This is a genomic window from Cupriavidus basilensis (assembly GCF_000876015.1).
Taxonomy (GTDB): domain Bacteria; phylum Pseudomonadota; class Gammaproteobacteria; order Burkholderiales; family Burkholderiaceae; genus Cupriavidus; species Cupriavidus basilensis_B.
This window is the reverse complement of the sequence record NZ_BBQM01000012.1, coordinates 685,507-701,700: the sequence shown is the minus strand read 5'-3', so window position 1 is coordinate 701,700 and position 16,194 is coordinate 685,507. Positions and strand designations below refer to the sequence as shown.

Annotated in this window: 12 protein-coding genes; 11 read left to right on the top strand and 1 reads right to left on the bottom strand. The window is 71.5% G+C overall.

The window, feature by feature from the left end; genetic code table 11:
• Positions 1 to 18: 18 nt before the first annotated feature.
• Positions 19 to 957, bottom strand: a complete 939-nt coding sequence (locus KF708C_RS10885; RefSeq protein WP_059411885.1) for an amino acid ABC transporter substrate-binding protein — start codon at positions 955 to 957, stop codon at positions 19 to 21.
• Between the two features lie 279 nt (positions 958 to 1,236).
• Between KF708C_RS10885 and KF708C_RS10880 the strand changes: the two genes are divergently transcribed.
• The 11 genes from KF708C_RS10880 (at position 1,237) to KF708C_RS10830 (ending at position 16,142) form a co-directional block, all read left to right on the top strand.
• Positions 1,237 to 1,878, top strand: a complete 642-nt coding sequence (locus tag KF708C_RS10880; protein ID WP_156173782.1) for a hypothetical protein — start codon at positions 1,237 to 1,239, stop codon at positions 1,876 to 1,878.
• The gene (locus tag KF708C_RS10875) at positions 1,875 to 2,096 is read left to right on the top strand and encodes a hypothetical protein (RefSeq protein ID WP_059411770.1); all 222 of its coding nucleotides are present in this window, start codon (positions 1,875 to 1,877) and stop codon (positions 2,094 to 2,096) included. The genes KF708C_RS10880 and KF708C_RS10875 overlap by 4 nt, the downstream gene beginning before the upstream one ends.
• A 306-nt stretch (positions 2,097 to 2,402) precedes the next feature.
• Complete coding sequence (locus KF708C_RS10870; RefSeq protein ID WP_059411769.1) at positions 2,403 to 4,175, top strand: DUF2138 family protein; 1,773 nt, start codon at positions 2,403 to 2,405, stop codon at positions 4,173 to 4,175.
• A complete protein-coding gene (locus KF708C_RS10865) occupies positions 4,172 to 4,873 on the top strand; it encodes a DUF1175 domain-containing protein (RefSeq protein ID WP_155888091.1) in 702 nt (233 codons plus the stop codon). Before KF708C_RS10870 ends, KF708C_RS10865 begins: the two co-directional genes overlap by 4 nt.
• Positions 4,874 to 4,878: 5 nt before the next feature.
• Complete coding sequence (locus KF708C_RS10860; RefSeq protein ID WP_231586436.1) at positions 4,879 to 9,660, top strand: alpha-2-macroglobulin family protein; 4,782 nt, start codon at positions 4,879 to 4,881, stop codon at positions 9,658 to 9,660.
• 7 nt (positions 9,661 to 9,667) lie between these two features.
• Positions 9,668 to 11,437 carry a DUF2300 domain-containing protein gene (locus KF708C_RS10855; RefSeq protein ID WP_059411767.1) on the top strand — a complete coding sequence of 590 codons (1,770 nt, stop codon included), beginning with the start codon at positions 9,668 to 9,670 and terminating at the stop codon, positions 11,435 to 11,437.
• Positions 11,434 to 12,252 (top strand): YfaP family protein, encoded by an 819-nt coding sequence (locus KF708C_RS10850; protein ID WP_231586435.1) that lies wholly within the window; start codon positions 11,434 to 11,436, stop codon positions 12,250 to 12,252. Before KF708C_RS10855 ends, KF708C_RS10850 begins: the two co-directional genes overlap by 4 nt.
• 50 nt (positions 12,253 to 12,302) lie before the next feature.
• Positions 12,303 to 13,145: a YfaP family protein gene (locus KF708C_RS10845; protein ID WP_059411765.1), complete on the top strand. Its 843-nt coding sequence runs from the start codon at positions 12,303 to 12,305 to the stop codon at positions 13,143 to 13,145.
• Between the two features lie 19 nt (positions 13,146 to 13,164).
• Positions 13,165 to 14,343, top strand: a complete 1,179-nt coding sequence (locus KF708C_RS10840; RefSeq protein ID WP_020203339.1) for an MGDG synthase family glycosyltransferase — start codon at positions 13,165 to 13,167, stop codon at positions 14,341 to 14,343.
• On the top strand, positions 14,343 to 14,864 hold the full coding sequence (locus KF708C_RS10835; protein WP_020203340.1) for a hypothetical protein: 522 nt from the start codon (positions 14,343 to 14,345) through the stop codon (positions 14,862 to 14,864). Before KF708C_RS10840 ends, KF708C_RS10835 begins: the two co-directional genes overlap by 1 nt.
• A gap of 156 nt (positions 14,865 to 15,020) precedes the next feature.
• Positions 15,021 to 16,142 carry an acyltransferase family protein gene (locus KF708C_RS10830; protein WP_059411764.1) on the top strand — a complete coding sequence of 374 codons (1,122 nt, stop codon included), beginning with the start codon at positions 15,021 to 15,023 and terminating at the stop codon, positions 16,140 to 16,142.
• Positions 16,143 to 16,194: the final 52 nt, after the last annotated feature.

The window sequence follows — 16,194 nt, the reverse complement described above, 5'->3', positions numbered from 1 at the left end:
GGGGCGGGACGGCCGCGCTTATTCGGTGGCGACGTCGGAAGGGTGCTTCCACGCCTCGCGCACCTGCGCGCTCGGCGCCAGCGCGAGATTGATGCCGCGCGCCCCGATCGGCTGCTGGAACCACTGCTTCTGCAGCGCCACCACCTGCGGGCCGGCAAACGCCGAGGCCAGGGTCTGGTCCACCAGCTGTTTCCATTCCGGGTCGGCGCGCGACATCATCAGCGCGTTCTGCTCGGTCGACAGCGCCGGGCCGACGATCACGTACTGCGACGGGTCCTTGGCGCGGGCGCGCAGGCCGGCCAGCAGCACGTCGTCCATCACGAAAGCCTGGGCGCGGCCGGACTCGAGCAGCAGGAAGGACTCGCCGTGGTCCTTGGCGTAGACGTCGTGGAAGCCGTACTGGCCCTTGAGGCGGCGCACGTGGCGGTCGCCGGTGGAGCCGGCGCTGGTCACCACGGTCTTGCCGCGCAGGTCGTCGAACGACTGGATGCCCGAATCCGCGCGCACCAGCATGCGCACCGTCGAGATGTAGTGCGACACGCTGAACGCCACCTGCTTCTGGCGCTCCAGCGAATTCGTGTTGGGTGCGCAGTCCAGGTCGACCAGGCCGTTGACCACGGCCGGGATGCGGTTCTGCGGGGTGAGCGGCATCCAGCGCACCTTGATGGCGTTCAGGCCCAGCTTGACGCGCGCGGCCTCGGCGGCGCGCAGGCACAGGTCCACGGCATAACCGGCGGGCTGGCCCTTGTCGTCGGCGAAGGAAAACGGCAGCGCCGATTCGCGGTAGCCGAGCACGATGATGCCGGTGCTGCGGATCTTGTCGAGCACCGGGCTCGCGCCCTGGGCCAAGGCGGCGTGGGGAGCGGCGGCGACGGCGCCGGCGGCAAGCGCGAGCCCGGCCAGCAGGCGGGAAGCGCGCGCCGCGCCGGCGCGGCGGAGGGTGGCAAACGGCAGCATCGTGGCGAAATTCTCAAAAAAACGAAGGCTACGCGCGTTGCCGCGGTGCACAAAGTACATCTTGGTCATAAGTAAATTCGCCGCCGTGAAGGCCAGGCCGGGCTTGGACTGTCTGGCAGGAATGAGCCGGTCGGCTCGATTTCGGCCCGCTTCGCGACACGCGTATCACGGTAGGAGGCAGTCATGGGCGTTCCGGGCGATCGCGTTGCCGGAACTGCCGGGCGCTCGGCGGCCTGCCGATCTTGAGAGGGCTGTGCCGAGGCTGCTAAGATCGCCGCCGTGGATGCCAGAGATGATATTACCAAGGCACATTTCAACGGGAAGGTCGATGTTTCATATGACCCGTCCGTCTCTGAAGATACCCGTGCCGCCATGCAGCCTGCCCAGATAGCCCGGCTCGCGGGTGCCATGGACGATTCCCGCATCCAGGTTGCCGAATCCGCAAAGGCCATCTTCCTCACGGTCAGGCACAGGATGCTCACCGAGATGATTCGCGAGATCCGAACGGGAGAAGACGGGCTGGTATTGATCGTCAATGAGTCCTTCTTGTTGAAGACGGAATATCAGAACCAGGGGCTTGGGGTCAGGAGTTTCGCAATCGAGGCCACCGAGGCGTCGGCGCAAGACTTCTCGAAGATCGTCACCGAAGCTGTCGGCAGCCGCGACAGCGCCCACTTCAATGGCTACTACACGTGGCCGCGGCTCGGCTACGATGCCGAACTGGAACCTGGCGAGCGGGCAAGGTTGCCCGAGCCTCTGCAATACGCCACGACGGTCCTCGATCTGATGGACTCCGAGGAGGGACGCGCCTGGTGGTATGAGAACGGGGCCGGCAGATTGATGGAGTTCGACCTGAAGCCTGACAGCCGGTCGTGGGCTATACTCAACCGATACATGCAGGAAAACGGAATTCGGTCATGACGGCGCTTGCCAGCATGCTAGCCAAGAAATTGCGCCCTTCGACGCGCCAGGAGATTGAACGTGCCGCAAAGGGCACGGGAAGGCGTTCGGACCTTAGCTTTGAAGAGGCCGGATTGGCGGGGGAGGTCGAACCCTTGCGAAAGGGCGCGGTGCTTGCCCGCAAAGCAGCCGGGAAGGACAAGACCGTCGTGGTCGTCAGGAAAGGCAAGGCAGCGTAAACGCCAGCAAGAATCGAAGGGGCCGCGCCACAGCGCGGCCCCTTTTCATTTGGACGATCTCATTTGGACGATTCGACACCAAGGTGCGAATCGCCAACGCCCGCCCGGCTCTGCCGCGCGGGCATTTTCTTGCCCGCGGGCGGCATCATCGTGCCGACTGTGTGACAGACAGAGCCGGATCTATCACAAATTTTCACAGCGCCCCGCTTGCGAGGGGATCGATGTGCACGGTACGCTACCGGGCGCGCCGCGTTCGTGACGTAGGGCGACCAAGAGTAGGGCGACCAAGAAAACGGGAAGGGGACCATGAAGATGTCGCGCAGGAAAATCGCGCTTGGCGTGGCCGCGCTGGCGGTTGCCGCGGGCGTGGCGGTGCAGCTTGTCTGGCATCCTTTCGGCAGGCCGTGGAAGGGCCAGCCGCGGCAGGTCGAGCTCGATTTCGGCCGCCCGGACGCGCTGGTCGACAGCGAGAGCCTGTCCAGCCTGCCGCGCGACATGCTGCGCGTGCCGCTGCTGCGCGATGTCCTCACCGAGGACTTCGTCAACTACTACGAGGACAACGAGGGCCGCCTGTCGGTGGCCGGCGCGCTGCGCCGCATCGCCTTCGAGCATGACCTCGACTGGTCCGACAGCCTGCTCAAGCGCGTGTTCGACGAGCCCGGCCGCCTGATGGCGTGGCGCGGCGCCGACGGCACGCTGCGCTACTGGGCGCTGGCGATGGAGCGCAACGGGCTGGCCAAGGTGCTGCAGGCGCTGGCCACCGTGGCGCCGGCCGATGCCCAGCTCACGCGCGCCGGCGAGATCGACGGCACGCCGCTCTACGCGCTGCGCATCAGCGCCGCGCGCAGCCTGCTGATCGCCGGCAAGGGCGACCGCCTGGTGGTGCTGTCGGAGGCGGGCATGCTGCTCGATGCCGAGAGCAAGCCCATCGGCGCGCGCGCCAAGGCGGTGGCGGCGTGGCTGTCCGACGATGCCGCCGCGCGCGAGGCGCCGCTGCGGTCGTTCGCGCTCGAGCCCGCCAAGGGCGCGCCAAAGGGGCACCGCGCGGTGGTCGGGGTGAACTATCTCTCGTTCGGCTATCAGGCTTTCTTCCCCGGCATCGAAGCGCTGCGCTTCGATTTCGCCGGCGCCGATACCAAGGCCGCCACCGGCGGCGCCGACTGGAGCAGCGCGGTGCTGGTCGACGGCGCCCGCCTGCCGGACCAGTGGAATGCCGCCGCGCTCTGGCAGGCCCTGCCGGCCGATCCGGCCGCCTGCGCCACCTTGCCGGTCGACTGGCAGGCCGCCGGCAAGATGCTGCAGAAGGTCAGCGGTGCCCAGGACGAACTGGCCGCGCAGATCGGCCAGGCGTTCGAAGGACCGGCCGCGGTGTGCTGGTACAGCAAGTCCGCGCTGGTCGCGCCGCTGTTCATGGCGCGGCTCAAGTCGGCGTCGGCGGCGGCCGCGCTGCGGCCGCTGCTGGCCAGCCTGTTCGCGCAGGTCATCGGCGCCTACGAGCCCAAGGCCGCCGCCGAGCAGGGCGGCTACGCGCGGCTGCCCGTGCAGGCCAGCAAGGGCGCCGGCGACGCGGATCTGTGGTCGCGCCCGGTCAGCTCGCCCTACGGCACGCGCGAAGCCAAGGGCGCGCCGTTCGCCGAGCAGTTGTCCGCGGGCGCCTATTTCCCCGTCACGCTGGCGCTGGCCGGCGATACCGTGCTGTTCTCGCCGGACGCCACGCTGGTCGACGACGCGCTGGCGGTGCGCGGCAAGCGCTTCCCGGCGGCGGCCGACACCATGCCGCGCGAGCAGCAGGCCCGCACGGTGCTGAGCTTCACCCCGTCCACGCTGGCGCCGCTGGTGCGGCGCGAGGCCACCAAGGCGCTGCCGGCCGAGCAGGAAGCGCTGTTCCTGAACGCGGCGCGCGCCCATCTGTTCCCCAAGCTCAAGGCGCTCGGCGCCTATCCGGCGATGTCGCTGGTGCTGGCCGACAGCCTGCCCTCGGGCCGCGCCTGGGTGCCGGTGACGTGGCGGCAGTCCGGCGCGCCGCGCGGCGTGCTGGCCAGCGCGGCGCAGCCGCGGGCGGCGGAGGCCGCGCAGTGACGGCAGCGTTGCGCGGCCGGCGCGCCGCGCTGGCGGTGCTGGCCGCCGCCGGCCTGCCGCTGGCCGGCATCGGCCGCGCGCTGGCGCTGTCGGGCCTGGCGCCCGACGTGCCCGCGGCCGATCTGCTCGACCCCGCGCAGTCGGCGGTGTTCCGCGCGTGGTTCGTGCGCATCGTCGGCGAGCAGTTGCGGCAGGGCCCGACCCCGCGCTGGTACCAGCGCGACTGCGCCGGTCTGGTCCGCTTCGCCGTGGGCGAGGCGCTGCGCGTGCACGACGCGCGCTGGCTGCGCGCCAACGGCATGCAGGGCGCGGCCTCCGCGCGCCAGCTTCCGCCCGAGCTGAATCTCACCGCCGCCCAGCGCACGCTCGGCCAGCGCTGGACGCGCGCCGACGGCAGCACCGGCGCCTATGCCTCGGCGCTCGCGCTGGTGCAGGGCAATAGCCGCTTCGTCGCGCGCAACGTCAATCTGGCGCTGCCCGGCGACCTGCTGTTCTACGACCAGGGCGACGAGCAGCACCTGATGATCTGGATGGGCCAGTCCCTGGCCTACCACACCGGCACCGTGACCCGCACCGACAACGGTCTGCGTGCCGTCACCCTTTCCCGCTTGATGCAATGGAACGATTCGCGCTGGCAGCCGCAGGACGGCAATCCCAATTTCATCGGCGTATTCCGTTTCGCTTTTTTGTCGAGGTAAAGACGATGCCTGTCGTCATGACGCGCGCCCGCGCGCTCCTGCGTTCCGTGACCGCCCGCCTGCTGCTGGCGCTGGCCCTGCTGGGCGCGGCCCACGCCGCCAGCGCCGAAGGGCAGCCGGGCGCCACGCTCGACACGGTGCCGCCCAGCGGCTACGCCGCATTCCAGGGCCAGCCGTTCTTCCTGCTCTCGGACGCAAGCTTCGGCAGCGACCAGACCGCGCAGGTGCGGCTCGAAGCGCCGGGCCGCGAGTACAAGGCGGAACTGCAGCGCTACGGCGGCGCCGACATCCTGGTCTACCGCGTGGCCGATCCGCTCGCTTTCCTGCGCGCGCAAAAGAACCTGCACCGCATCGACGTCAAGGCCAATTACCGCGGCGAAGGGCTGGCCAACACGCTGTCCTATCTGTGGGACAGCTGGTACAAGCAGGCGCGCCGCGCGTGGCAGCGCGTGCTGTCGTTCGCCACGCGCAGCAAGGCGGTGGAGGACGCGCCGCAGTTCAGCATGGGCGACCAGATCGCCCAGCCCACGCGCTTCGAGAACAACCCGCAATACGAGCCGCTCAAGGGCTACGACGTGGTGGCGCGCTTCCGCTACCCGATCTGGGACGCCAAGGAGATCGCGCCGCCCAAGGACGTCAAGCTCGAAGGCAGCAGCAGCGAATTCCTGCCGCGCGACGCCGGCAACGTGATGGTGCCGCTGGGCAAGCTCAAGCCGGGCCTGTACATCGTCGAAGGCATCATCGGCACCTACCGCGCGCATACGCTGCTGTTCGTCTCGGACACCGTGGCCATCACCAAGAGCACCGCCGACGGCATGCTGGTGTGGGCCGCGCAGCGCAAGAGCGGCCGCCCCGTGAGCGGCGCCAGCCTGGCGTGGACCGACGGCCTCGGCGTGCTGCAAAGCGCCGCCACCGGCGCCGACGGCGCGGCGGAACTCGCGCACGCCAGCCCCGAGCGCAGCTACCTGCTCGGCGTGGACCCGGCGGGCGGCGCCTTCATCTCGGAAAATTTCTACTACGACAGCGAGATCTACAACACCAAGCTGTTCGCCTTCACCGACCGGCCGCTGTACCGCCCCGGCGACGAGGTGCGCGTCAAGTTCATCGGCCGCAATTTCCGCAGCGCCACCGAGTCGGCGCCCGCCGCCGCCGGCGACATCAAGCTCGAGGTGCTCGACCCCAACGGCGCGCCGCTGGCCTCGCTCGGCACCGTGCTCAACGCCGACAACGGCGCGGACGCGCGCTTCACGCTGCCGGCCAACGCGCTGGCCGGCGGCTACACGCTGCGTTTCGACTACGGCGGCAACACCTACGGCGGCGCTTTCCGCGTGGCCGAGTACATCAAGCCGCATTTCGACGTCAACCTCGCGCTCGACAAGGCCGACTACGCCACCGGCGAGGCCGTCAAGGGCAAGATCCAGCTGCGCTATCCCGATGGCAAGCCGGTCAAGGACGCCAGGCTGTCGGTCAGCCTGCGCGCGCAGCAGGTGACGATGGTCGAGGGCGAACTGCGCTACGCCGGCCTGTTCCCGGTCAAGCTGGAGCAGCAGGAACTGACCACCGACGGCAGCGGCAACGCCACGCTCGCGCTGCCGGCGGCCAGGGAGCCGAGCCGCTACGTGGTCACGGTATTCGCCAACGACGGCGCGGCCTACCGCGTCAAGGTCACGCGCGAACTGCTGATCGCGCGCGGCGCCACGCCGTACAAGCTGACCGGCCCGGCCAACTTCACCAACGCCGGGCAGAGCGTGACCTTCACGCTGCAGGCGCTGGCCGCCCAGGCGGCGGCGCCGGCGCAGGCGCCCGCCAGCTGGGAGCTGGTGCGGCTCGAATCGCGCGCGCGCACCGAGGGCAAGCTGGGCGCGGCCGCCAATGGCGCGCTGTCGTTCCCGGTGAAGTTCGACCAGCCGGGCTCGTACACGCTGTCGGTCAAGGACGCCGCGGGCAACCTGCTGGCGGCGGCCAGCCACTGGGTCGCGGGCGAGGGCCTGCAGACCGTGCCCGGCAATATCGAGATCGTGTTCGACCGCGACCGCTACCGCATCGGCGACACCGCCGAGGCACTGGTGACGTTCCCGCTGGCGGTGGAGGACGCGCTGCTCACGCTGGAGCGCGACCGCGTCGAGCGCCGCGGCCTGCTGTCCAGGGGCGGCGACTGGCTCTCGCTGGAAAAGGTCACGGACCGGCAGTGGCGCGCGCGCATCAAGGTCGGCAACGGCTTCAGCCCCAACATGACGTTCTCGGTGCTGTACGTGAAGGACGGCGACTACGTGTTCCAGAACGCCGGCATCGCCGTGGTGCAGCCGACCATCGATCTGGCCGTCAAGAGCGACAAGCCGGTCTACGCGCCCGGCGAGACCGTCACGCTGGACCTGAGCAGCGCCTTCGGCGGCAAGCCGGTGCCGGCCAACCTCACGGTCAGCGTGGTCGACGAAATGGTCTACGTGTTGCAGCCGGAGATCGCGCCGAGCATCGTCGACTTCTTCTACCATCCGCGCCGCAACAGCGTGCGCACCACCTCCAGCCTGAACTTCATCGGCTACGACCTGGCCGTCTCCGGCCAGCAGGGCGGCGCCGGCCCCGAGCGCGGCCGCTACAACGAGCGCGGCGTCAAGGTGCTGGAGCGCCCGCGCCGCGACGAGAAGGACACCGCCGCGTGGGAAGCCAGCCTGCGCACCGGCGCCGACGGGCGCGCGCGCATGACCTTCGTCATGCCGGACTCGCTCACCCGCTGGCGCATCACCGTGCGCGCCATCGCCGCGGACGGCACGGTCGGCCAGCGCACCGCCAACATCCGCTCGGACAAGGCGCTGTACCTCAAGTGGACCGGCCCGCAGCGCTACCGCGCCGAGGATGCGCCGCGCATCGACATGGTCGCCTTCAACCAGGGCGAGCAGGACGTCGCCGCCGACCTCGTGGCCACGGGCGCGGGCCTGAACGTCAGCCAGAGCGTCACGCTCAAGCGCGGCGCCAACTACGTGCGCCTGCCGGTGGCGCCGGGCGCGCTGCGCAGCGGCACGGTCAGCGCCGAGATCCGGCAGCAGGGCAAGGCGGTGGACCGCCTGCAGACCACGCTGACGGTGGAGCCCACCGGCTGGCTGTCGCAGCGCGAGCTGACGCTGCCGCTGTCGGGCGCCAACGCCGCGTTCAAGCTGCCGGCCGACGCGCAGGACGTGCGCCTGCGTTTCGTCGACAGCGCCGCCAGCCAGTTCGCCCGCGTGGCCGACGACCTGCTGGCCTATCCCTACGGCTGCACCGAGCAGACCGCCAGCCGCCTGATTCCGCTGGCGCTGGCCCAGCGCAGCCTGGCCGCGAGCGGTGCCAGTATCGGCGCCAATGCCGGCGGCGACACGCAGGGCCTGGACGCGCTGGTGCGCACCCAGCGCCAGCGTCTGGCGCTGCTGGCCGGCGTCAACGGCCAGTTCGGCTGGTGGGGCGACACGCTCGGCAACAGCGCGCTGCTGACCGCCTACGCCTACTACGCCGACTGGCTGGCCGCGCGCGCGGTCGGCGTCAGCCTGCCGCCCGACCACTGGAAGCGCACGCTGGACGCCTACAAGCAGAGCATGAAGGAGCCGCCGCTGCACCGCGTGCTGGCGCTGTGGTTCATCAACGAGATGGGCCTGCCGGTGGCGACGCAGCTGGGCGGCGTGTCCGCCGAGCTGGGCCGGCCCGGCGGCGATGCAAGCGCCGCCGTGGGGGCCGGAGACAGCCTGGTCTTCGCCGCGCCCGATTCGCCGCAGGGTCGCCGCGTGGCCACCGTGCTGGCCGCGCAGCTCTACAAGCAGATCGGCCAGCCCATGCCCGAAGGGCTGGCAAGCGCGGCCGACGCCGCGCGGCAGGCGCTGGCCGCCGATCCTTCGCCGCTGGTGCAGAGCCTGCTGCTGATGGCCGGCAAGGGCGCCGCCGCCTCGGACGTGCAGGCACTGCTGTCGCGCGCCGGCGCCGCCAGCCCGACCATCGACCGCGCCGTGACCCTGGTGTGGCTCGACAAGGCGCTCGGCGGCGGCCTTGGCCGCGGCCTGTCCGGCGAGGCCGGCGCCGCGCCGCGCGCGCCGCAAGGCAACTGGCAGGCCGCGCGCGGCCCGCTCGGCCTGCCCGAATGGCGCTGGACCGGCGCGCAGTTGCCGGAGGCGCTGACGCTGGCGGCGGCGCCGAACATGGACGCGGCATCGCAGTCGTACAACACCAATGCGGTGGTGTCGTACCGCAGCCGCGCGCAGGAGGCGCCAGGCCTGCTGGTGGGCATCGAGCGCAAGCTCTACCGGCTGGTGCCGGGCGGGGAGGAGGGCAAGACCGACAAGGCCGACAAGGGCGGCAAGCCGGCCGATCCCGCCGCCGCCGGCACCGCAGGCCTGGCGTTCTCGGCCAGGCCGGTCAAGCCGGGCGACAAGCTCGACAGCAATACGCTCTATGTCGACGAGATCGTGCTGAGCCCGCGCCAGGGCACCTACCGCTACGGACTGGTCGAGGCGCCGCTGCCGCCGGGCGGCGAAGTCGAGGGCACCACCTGGGGCCTGCGCATCGAAGGCCTGCCCGACCCCGACAACAAGGCCACCGGCCTGCAGCCGTTCCAGCGCGCCGTGACCTACGAGATGGGCATGCTGTCGTACCACCAGCCGGTGGTCGCGCTGGAGCGGCCCGTGGTGCTGCGCCAACTGGTGCGGTTCTCGCGGCCGGGCAAGTTCAGCCTGCCGCCGGTGCGCTACTTCCGCATGTACCAGCCGGAGGCCAAGGCCCTGCAGGGCGACGGCAAGACCGCGGCCTTCCCGCTGACGGTGGAGTGAGGCCGGCATGCGCGCGGCCGTGACGGCAGGCAGGGCGGGGCGCCGCGGGGCGCGCCGCTTGGTGCATTGTCTTGCGCTGCTGATTTCCTTGTCCTGCGCCGCGCCCGCGTTCGCCGCGGCGCAGGCGCAGGGCGGCGAGCCGCCGCGCTTCGCGCGGCTGGCCGGCGGCGAGCCGCCGCGCTTCGCGCGGCTGGCCGGCGGCGAGGCGCGGCTCTACCGCCTCGGCGGCGGCGGCGAGAGCGCGCCCGCGCCGTTGCCCGCCGGCCTGCGCACGCCGCTGGGCAGCGTGTGGAAGCTGTTCGTCTACAGCTACCTCGTGGGCCGTGACCAGCGCACCGAGGACTACACCTGCCGCGGCGGCGACCCCGAGGAAGTCTATTGCTGCACGGCCGGCCAGGGCATCGACCGCGAGCATGCGCTGGTGCGGTCGTGCGGGCGCTATTTCGAGCCGCGCCGGCTGGGTCTGTCGGGCGCCGACTGGCGCCGCTTCTGGCAAGACGCCGGCGCGCCCGCCTGGCTGCAGGACATGCAGGCGATGCGCCCGGAGCATGCGGTGCCGGTGGCCGAGCTGCTGGCGGCGCTGCACGCGGTGCCGCCCGCCGCGCAGCAGGCCGCCTCGGCCACGCTGGTGTCGGTGCTGACCGTGGGGCGCGGCGAAGGCACGCTGGCCGACTACGGCAGCCTGCTGCGCGCCAAGACCTGGACCATGCCCGATCCGGCGCGGCCGGGCGCGTCCATCGGCGGCGCGGCCGGCTGGCTGGCCGACGGCAGCCCGGCGTGGCTGGGCGGGCAGGGCGCCAGCGCCAGCGTGCTGCGGCGCGCGGCGCCGCTGCTGCGGCCGCTGCTGGCCGCGGTGCCGGTGCCCGACGACGGCGCCTGCGTGCTGGTCGACCTGTTCGAGCGCTACCCGCTGCGCGATGTGCGCGGCGCCGATGGCAAGGCCGCGCCGGCTGGCCCGCTCGACGGCAGCTTCCGCGCCGAGTTCGCCAACGGCAACAGCGCGCGCGTGGCAAGCCGCGGCGAGCTCAGCTTGCTGCGCCCGGCCGGCGCCGCGCCGCGCGTGGTCGGGCGCTTCGGCCTCAACGACTACGTGGCGCGCGTGGTGGAGCGCGAAGGCGACACCGCCGAGCCCGAGGCGGCCCGCGCGCTGGCCGTGGCCGCGCGCAGCTACCTGGTCCAACAGGCCGCGCGCGAGCAGGGCTGCTTCCGCATCGCCGACAGCAGCCGCACCCAGCGCGTGCTGCCGCGTCCCGCCGGCGCCGCCGCGCGGCGCGCGGCCGACCAGACCGACGCGCTGGTGCTGTCCGGCGTGGCCGTGCGCTACCACCACGATGCCGGCGGCCAGGGCCGCATGGCGTGGACCGAGGCCCGGCGCGCTGCCGCGCAGGGGCAGGCGTTCGACGCCATCCTCGCGCGCTGGTGGCCGCAGGCCACGCTGACCTCGTTCCAGAGCCCGGTGGCCGGCGACTGCCTGGCGGTGGCCGGCGCGCGCCAATGGCTGGCGCAGCGCGCGCCGCAATGGCAGCGCCGGCTCGGCGCCGAGCCCGGCTTCGAGGCACCGCCGCTGCCCGCCGTGTGCGAGGTGCGCGAGGGCCGGCCCTATGCCGACGCGCGCCGCAACCGGCTCTACATCCACCGGCTCGCCAGCGAGGACGACCGCATCGCGCTGGCGCACGAATACCTGCATCTCGCATTCGCGCGCCATCCGCGCGGCCAGGACGAGTCGTTCGTCGAAAGCCTCGCGCGCCGGCTGGTGCGCACGGAAGATCCCTCATGAACCGCCACTCTCTTTTTTCGCGTTGCTGGCGCCGCGTGGCGCTGGCTTGCGCGCTGGCGCCGCTGGCGGCCACGGCCGGTCCGGTGGCCGACCTCGACGGCCCCGCCGGCGGCTGGCGCCACAGCGGCCTGTCCAGCGAGCTGGAGCGCTACACGGCGGCCTATCCCAAGCCGCCGGTGGACCGCGGCGCGCAGAAATACCGCACGCTGATCGAAGGCCGCCTGCGCCAGGCCGGCAGCGCAGGCCGCAAGCCGCCCACGCTGGTGGTCAACGGCAACGCCATGCCGCTCTATGCCGACGAGCAGGGCCGCTTTGCGCGGCCGTGGGCGTTCGGGCGCGGCTCCAACAGCGTGGAGATCATTTCCGCCGACGGCGCCGCGCGCCAGCGCCTGCAGTTCTACGAGGCCGACGCCACCAAGGTCCAGGCCAAGCTGCGCGCGGTGCTGACGTGGGACGATCCCAAGGCGGAAGTCGACCTCCATGTGATCTCGCCCGAAGGCGGGCACGCTTTCTGGGCCAGTCCGCTGCTGGCCGAGGGCGGCGGGCTCGACGTGGACAGCGTGGACGGCGCCGGTCCCGAGATTTTCTCCAGCGCCGCGCCGCGCCCCGGCGTGTGGCTGTTCTACGTGAACTACTGGGGCAACTTCGACGCGAGCGGCTACAACTTCCAGTCCGGGGCGAACGCGCGCGACCTGATCACCGCCAAGCTCACGCTGATCTACAACGAAAACACCCTCAACGAAAAGCGCGAGACGCTGGTGATGCCGCTGCGCAAGCTGGGCGAACTGGCGCTGATGAAGTCGGTGCGCTTCTGAAGCCCGCCGCCGGGAAAGACAATGCCCGCAAGGGCGATGGGACCGTGGATATGCATCGCAAGCCGAACCTCGTTCTAGCCAGCCTGATCCTGCTGCTGCTGGCCACCGCCGCGCACGCCGGCGACGCCATCGAGTTCACCACGCCGCGCAACGGCTGGCGCAACGCCGCCGGCGACACGGCTGCCTACACGCAGGAGGTCCACTATCCGGCGGTGTCGGTGTCCACGCCGGCGGGGCAGCCCGCCAGCGCGATGATCGCCGGGCGCATCCGTACCTCGCCCAAGGCCGACGCGGGCGATGCTGGCGATGCGGCCGGCGCCGCCGCGCCGGCTGCCCGCGGGCGGCGCGGCGCCGGCCAGGTCGCCACGCTGGTAGTCAACGGCGTTGCCATGCCGCAGCGAGTGGAAGAAGACGGTAGCTTCTCGCGGCCCTACGCCTTCTCCGGCGGCAGCAACAGCGTGGAGATGCGCACCGCGCAGGGCGCCGGCAAGCGCGTGCAGTTCTACGACGGCTACCAGGGCCGGACCCGCCCGCGCCTGCGCGTGGTACTGTCCTGGGACAGCGACGCGACCGACCTGGACCTGCACGTGGTGGCGCCCGACGGCCAGCACACCTTCTACGCCAACCGCGTGGCCGGCAACGGCGGCGCGCTCGACGTGGACGTGACCACCGGCTACGGGCCGGAGATCTACTCGATCGCCGCGCCGCCGCCCGGCACCTACCTCGTCTACGTGAACTACTACGGCAGCGGCGCGGGGCCCGAGGCGATCACCGTGGCGCAGGTGGCGGTGATCACCGACGAGAACACGCCCAACGAAAAGCAGCAGGTCTTCCGCGTGCCGATGCGCAAGCCCGGCGAGCTGACCCTGATCAAGTCCTTTGTCATGAAGTGACCCGGAACCGATGCCCCCGATGCCGCCCCCGCCGCCGCACAAGATCCTGTTTCTCAGCGTTTCCGCCGGCGCCGGCCACATGCGCGCGGCCGAGGCGCTGCGCCTGACCGCGCAGGCCGAATTCCCCGAGGTGCGGACCCTGCATCTCGACGTGATGGGCTACGTGCCCGCCACCTTCCGCAAGCTCTACACGGATTTCTACATCAAGCTGGTCAACAGCTATCCGGCCCTGTGGGGCATGCTTTACGCTCACACTTCCGAGGCCGATCCGGCCGCGCCCATGCAGAAGCTGCGGCGCGCCGCCGAGCGCCTGAGCACGCGTGCGCTGCGCCGCGCGATCGACGAGTTCGCGCCGGACGCCATCGTCTGCACGCATTTCCTGCCGGCCGAGATCCTGATGCACGAGGTGCGCCGCCAGCGCCTGGCGGTGCCGGTGTGGGTGCAGGTGACTGACTTCGACCTGCACGGCATGTGGGTGATCCCGCATATGACCGGCTACTTCGCCGCCAGCGAGGAGATCGCCTTCCGCATGCGCGCGAGCCGCATCGAGCCGGACCGCGTCCATGCCACCGGCATCCCCGTGGTGCCGGCCTTCACCGCGCCGCAGGACCGGCAGGCCTGCGCCGCGCACTTCGGGCTGGACCCGGCGCGGCGCACCATCATGCTGATGGGCGGCGGCGCCGGCCTCGGCGGCCTGGACGAGGTGGCCGGCGCGCTGCTGGGGCTGGACCACGACTTCCAATTGATCGTCATGGCCGGGCGCAACGAGGCCGCGCTGGCACGCCTCGGGGCGCTCGCCGCCGCCCGGCCGGGCCGGCTGTTCCCGTTCGGCTTCACCGACGAGGTGGCGCGGCTGATGGCCTGCTCCGACCTCGTCATCACCAAGCCGGGCGGCCTCACCACCTCCGAGTGCCTGGCGATGGGCGTGCCGATGATCGTCAACGCGCCGATCCCCGGGCAGGAAGAGCGCAATGCCGACTACCTGCTGGAGCAGGGCGCGGCGCTCAAGTCGGTGGACCTGGTCTCGCTCGAATACCGCGTGCGCCTGCTGCTGGCCGAGCCGGCGCGGCTGGCGCAGATGCGCGAGCGCGCCCGCGCGCTGGGCCGGCCGGCGGCGGCGCGGCGCGTGCTGCAGACCGTGCTGGCGCAACTGTCCGGCCGGCCGCAGCCGGCGCCGGCGCTGGCGGGGGCGCACTGATGCGCTCCCTGAACCTCTCGGCCCTGCCGCGGCAGGCGCAGGCCTGGCCCCCGCGCCATCCGCTGGCGCTGGTGCTGACGGTCGGCTGGACCCTGCTGATGGCGTACTTCTTCGCCAACGTCGAGATCCAGATCGAAGGCGCCGCCGGCTGGGCCGCCAACCTGCCGACCTGGCGCATCGAGCGCCACTGGCTGCTGGACATCTTCTGGGGCGGGCGCCCCATGACCGGCTATCACGCCTGGGTGTTTCCGTGCGTGGCGCTGTTCTTCCATTTCCCGCTGCTGTTCGCCGGGCGCTGGAACTGGCGCGCCGAGGCCCGGGTGCTCGCCTGCATCATGCTGTTCTGGATTACGGAGGACTTTCTCTGGTTCGTGCTCAACCCGGCCTACGGCGTAGCGCGCTTCGCGCCGGCGTTCGTGCCGTGGCATGTCCACTGGCTGGGCGGCGCGCCGACCGACTACTGGGTCGGCCTCGGCGCGGCGGCGGCGCTGCTGTGGTTTTCGTGCCGGCGGCCGGGCTGAACCGGGCTGAACCGGGGGAGCGCACGAGAACGGGGAATCGGGCAGTGGCGGGAAAGTGACGCGGCGGGCGGGTACCGCACCGCGGCGGTGCGCCATGCACACATAGGAGTAGAATCACGCCTCCTGCACTTTGTCGCATTCCTATAACAAATAACGATGAGCCCCCGTCCTTCGCGCATGGCGTGCATTGACGCACTCAAGGCGATCAGCTCGCAGTTGATCGTGCTGCATCACCTTGCTTTCTACGGCCCGATGTCGGATGTGGCCCACGTGCTGGCCCCCGACCTGCTCGACTGGTTCTCGCAGTACGCGCGCATCGCGGTGCAGGCCTTCCTCGTCATCAGCGGCTTCCTGGCGGCGCGCAGCCTCGCGCCCGGCGGCCACCTGATGGTGCCGCATCCGCTGCTGGCGATCTGGCGGCGCTACCAGAAGCTGGTGGTGCCCTACACCGTGGCCATCCTGATCGCCATCGCCGGCGCCGCGATCGCGCGCACCTGGATGCATCACGATTCCATTCCCGGCGCGCCGGGCCTGCACCAGTTCCTGGCGCACGTGCTGCTGCTGCACAACGTGCTCGATTTCGACGCGCTCTCGGCGGGCGTCTGGTACGTGGCCATCGACCTGCAGCTGTTCGCGCTGCTGATCGTGGCGCTGTGGGCGGCGCGCCTGTGCGCGCGCCGGCTGGAAGCGGGCGGCGCGGCGCTGGGCATGCTGGCGGTGTCGGCGCTGGCGCTGGCGTCGCTGTTCTGGTTCAACCGCGATGCCGCCTGGGACATGTGGGCGATCTATTTCTTCGGCGCCTATGGCATGGGCACGCTGGCGTACTGGGCCTCCGCGCCCGAGCGCTCGCCGGTGGCGCTGCTGGTGCTGGGCGCGGCGGTGGCGGCCGCGCTGATCGTGGATTTCCGCCTGCGCATCGCGGTGGCGCTGGCGGTGGCGCTGCTGCTGGGCATGGCGCGCCGCGGCGGCTGGCTGGAGCACTGGCCGCGCGCCAGCGCGCTGGCATTTTTCGGGCGCATTTCCTACTCGGTGTTCCTGGTTCACTTCCCGGTCTGCCTGGTGGTCAACGCGGTGGTGTTCCATCTTGCGCCACAGCAGCCGGTGCTCAATGCGCTCGGCATGGTCGCGGCATGGCTGCTGAGCAACGTGGCCGGCACGCTGTTCCATCGTTATGTGGAAAGCGGGGCGCCGCTGAGCGCGATGCGCCAGGCGCTGTGGCCGGCCCGCGCCGGGTCCGCGGCGCGGCGCCAGCCGGTGGGGCGCGAGCGCTCCACCTGAGTTGCCGGCCGGCAGGCCCGGCTTCCTGCGCGGCGCGTTCCAGGCGGCGCCC

Coding starts and splice junctions, on each gene's coding strand:
- KF708C_RS10885 (WP_059411885.1), bottom strand. CDS start 957: ATGCTGCCGTTTGCCACCCTCCGCCGCGCCGGCGCGGCGCGCGCTTCC.
- KF708C_RS10875 (WP_059411770.1), top strand. CDS start 1,875: ATGACGGCGCTTGCCAGCATGCTAGCCAAGAAATTGCGCCCTTCGACG.
- KF708C_RS10870 (WP_059411769.1), top strand. CDS start 2,403: ATGAAGATGTCGCGCAGGAAAATCGCGCTTGGCGTGGCCGCGCTGGCG.
- KF708C_RS10860 (WP_231586436.1), top strand. CDS start 4,879: ATGCCTGTCGTCATGACGCGCGCCCGCGCGCTCCTGCGTTCCGTGACC.
- KF708C_RS10855 (WP_059411767.1), top strand. CDS start 9,668: ATGCGCGCGGCCGTGACGGCAGGCAGGGCGGGGCGCCGCGGGGCGCGC.
- KF708C_RS10850 (WP_231586435.1), top strand. CDS start 11,434: ATGAACCGCCACTCTCTTTTTTCGCGTTGCTGGCGCCGCGTGGCGCTG.
- KF708C_RS10845 (WP_059411765.1), top strand. CDS start 12,303: ATGCATCGCAAGCCGAACCTCGTTCTAGCCAGCCTGATCCTGCTGCTG.
- KF708C_RS10840 (WP_020203339.1), top strand. CDS start 13,165: ATGCCGCCCCCGCCGCCGCACAAGATCCTGTTTCTCAGCGTTTCCGCC.
- KF708C_RS10835 (WP_020203340.1), top strand. CDS start 14,343: ATGCGCTCCCTGAACCTCTCGGCCCTGCCGCGGCAGGCGCAGGCCTGG.
- KF708C_RS10830 (WP_059411764.1), top strand. CDS start 15,021: ATGAGCCCCCGTCCTTCGCGCATGGCGTGCATTGACGCACTCAAGGCG.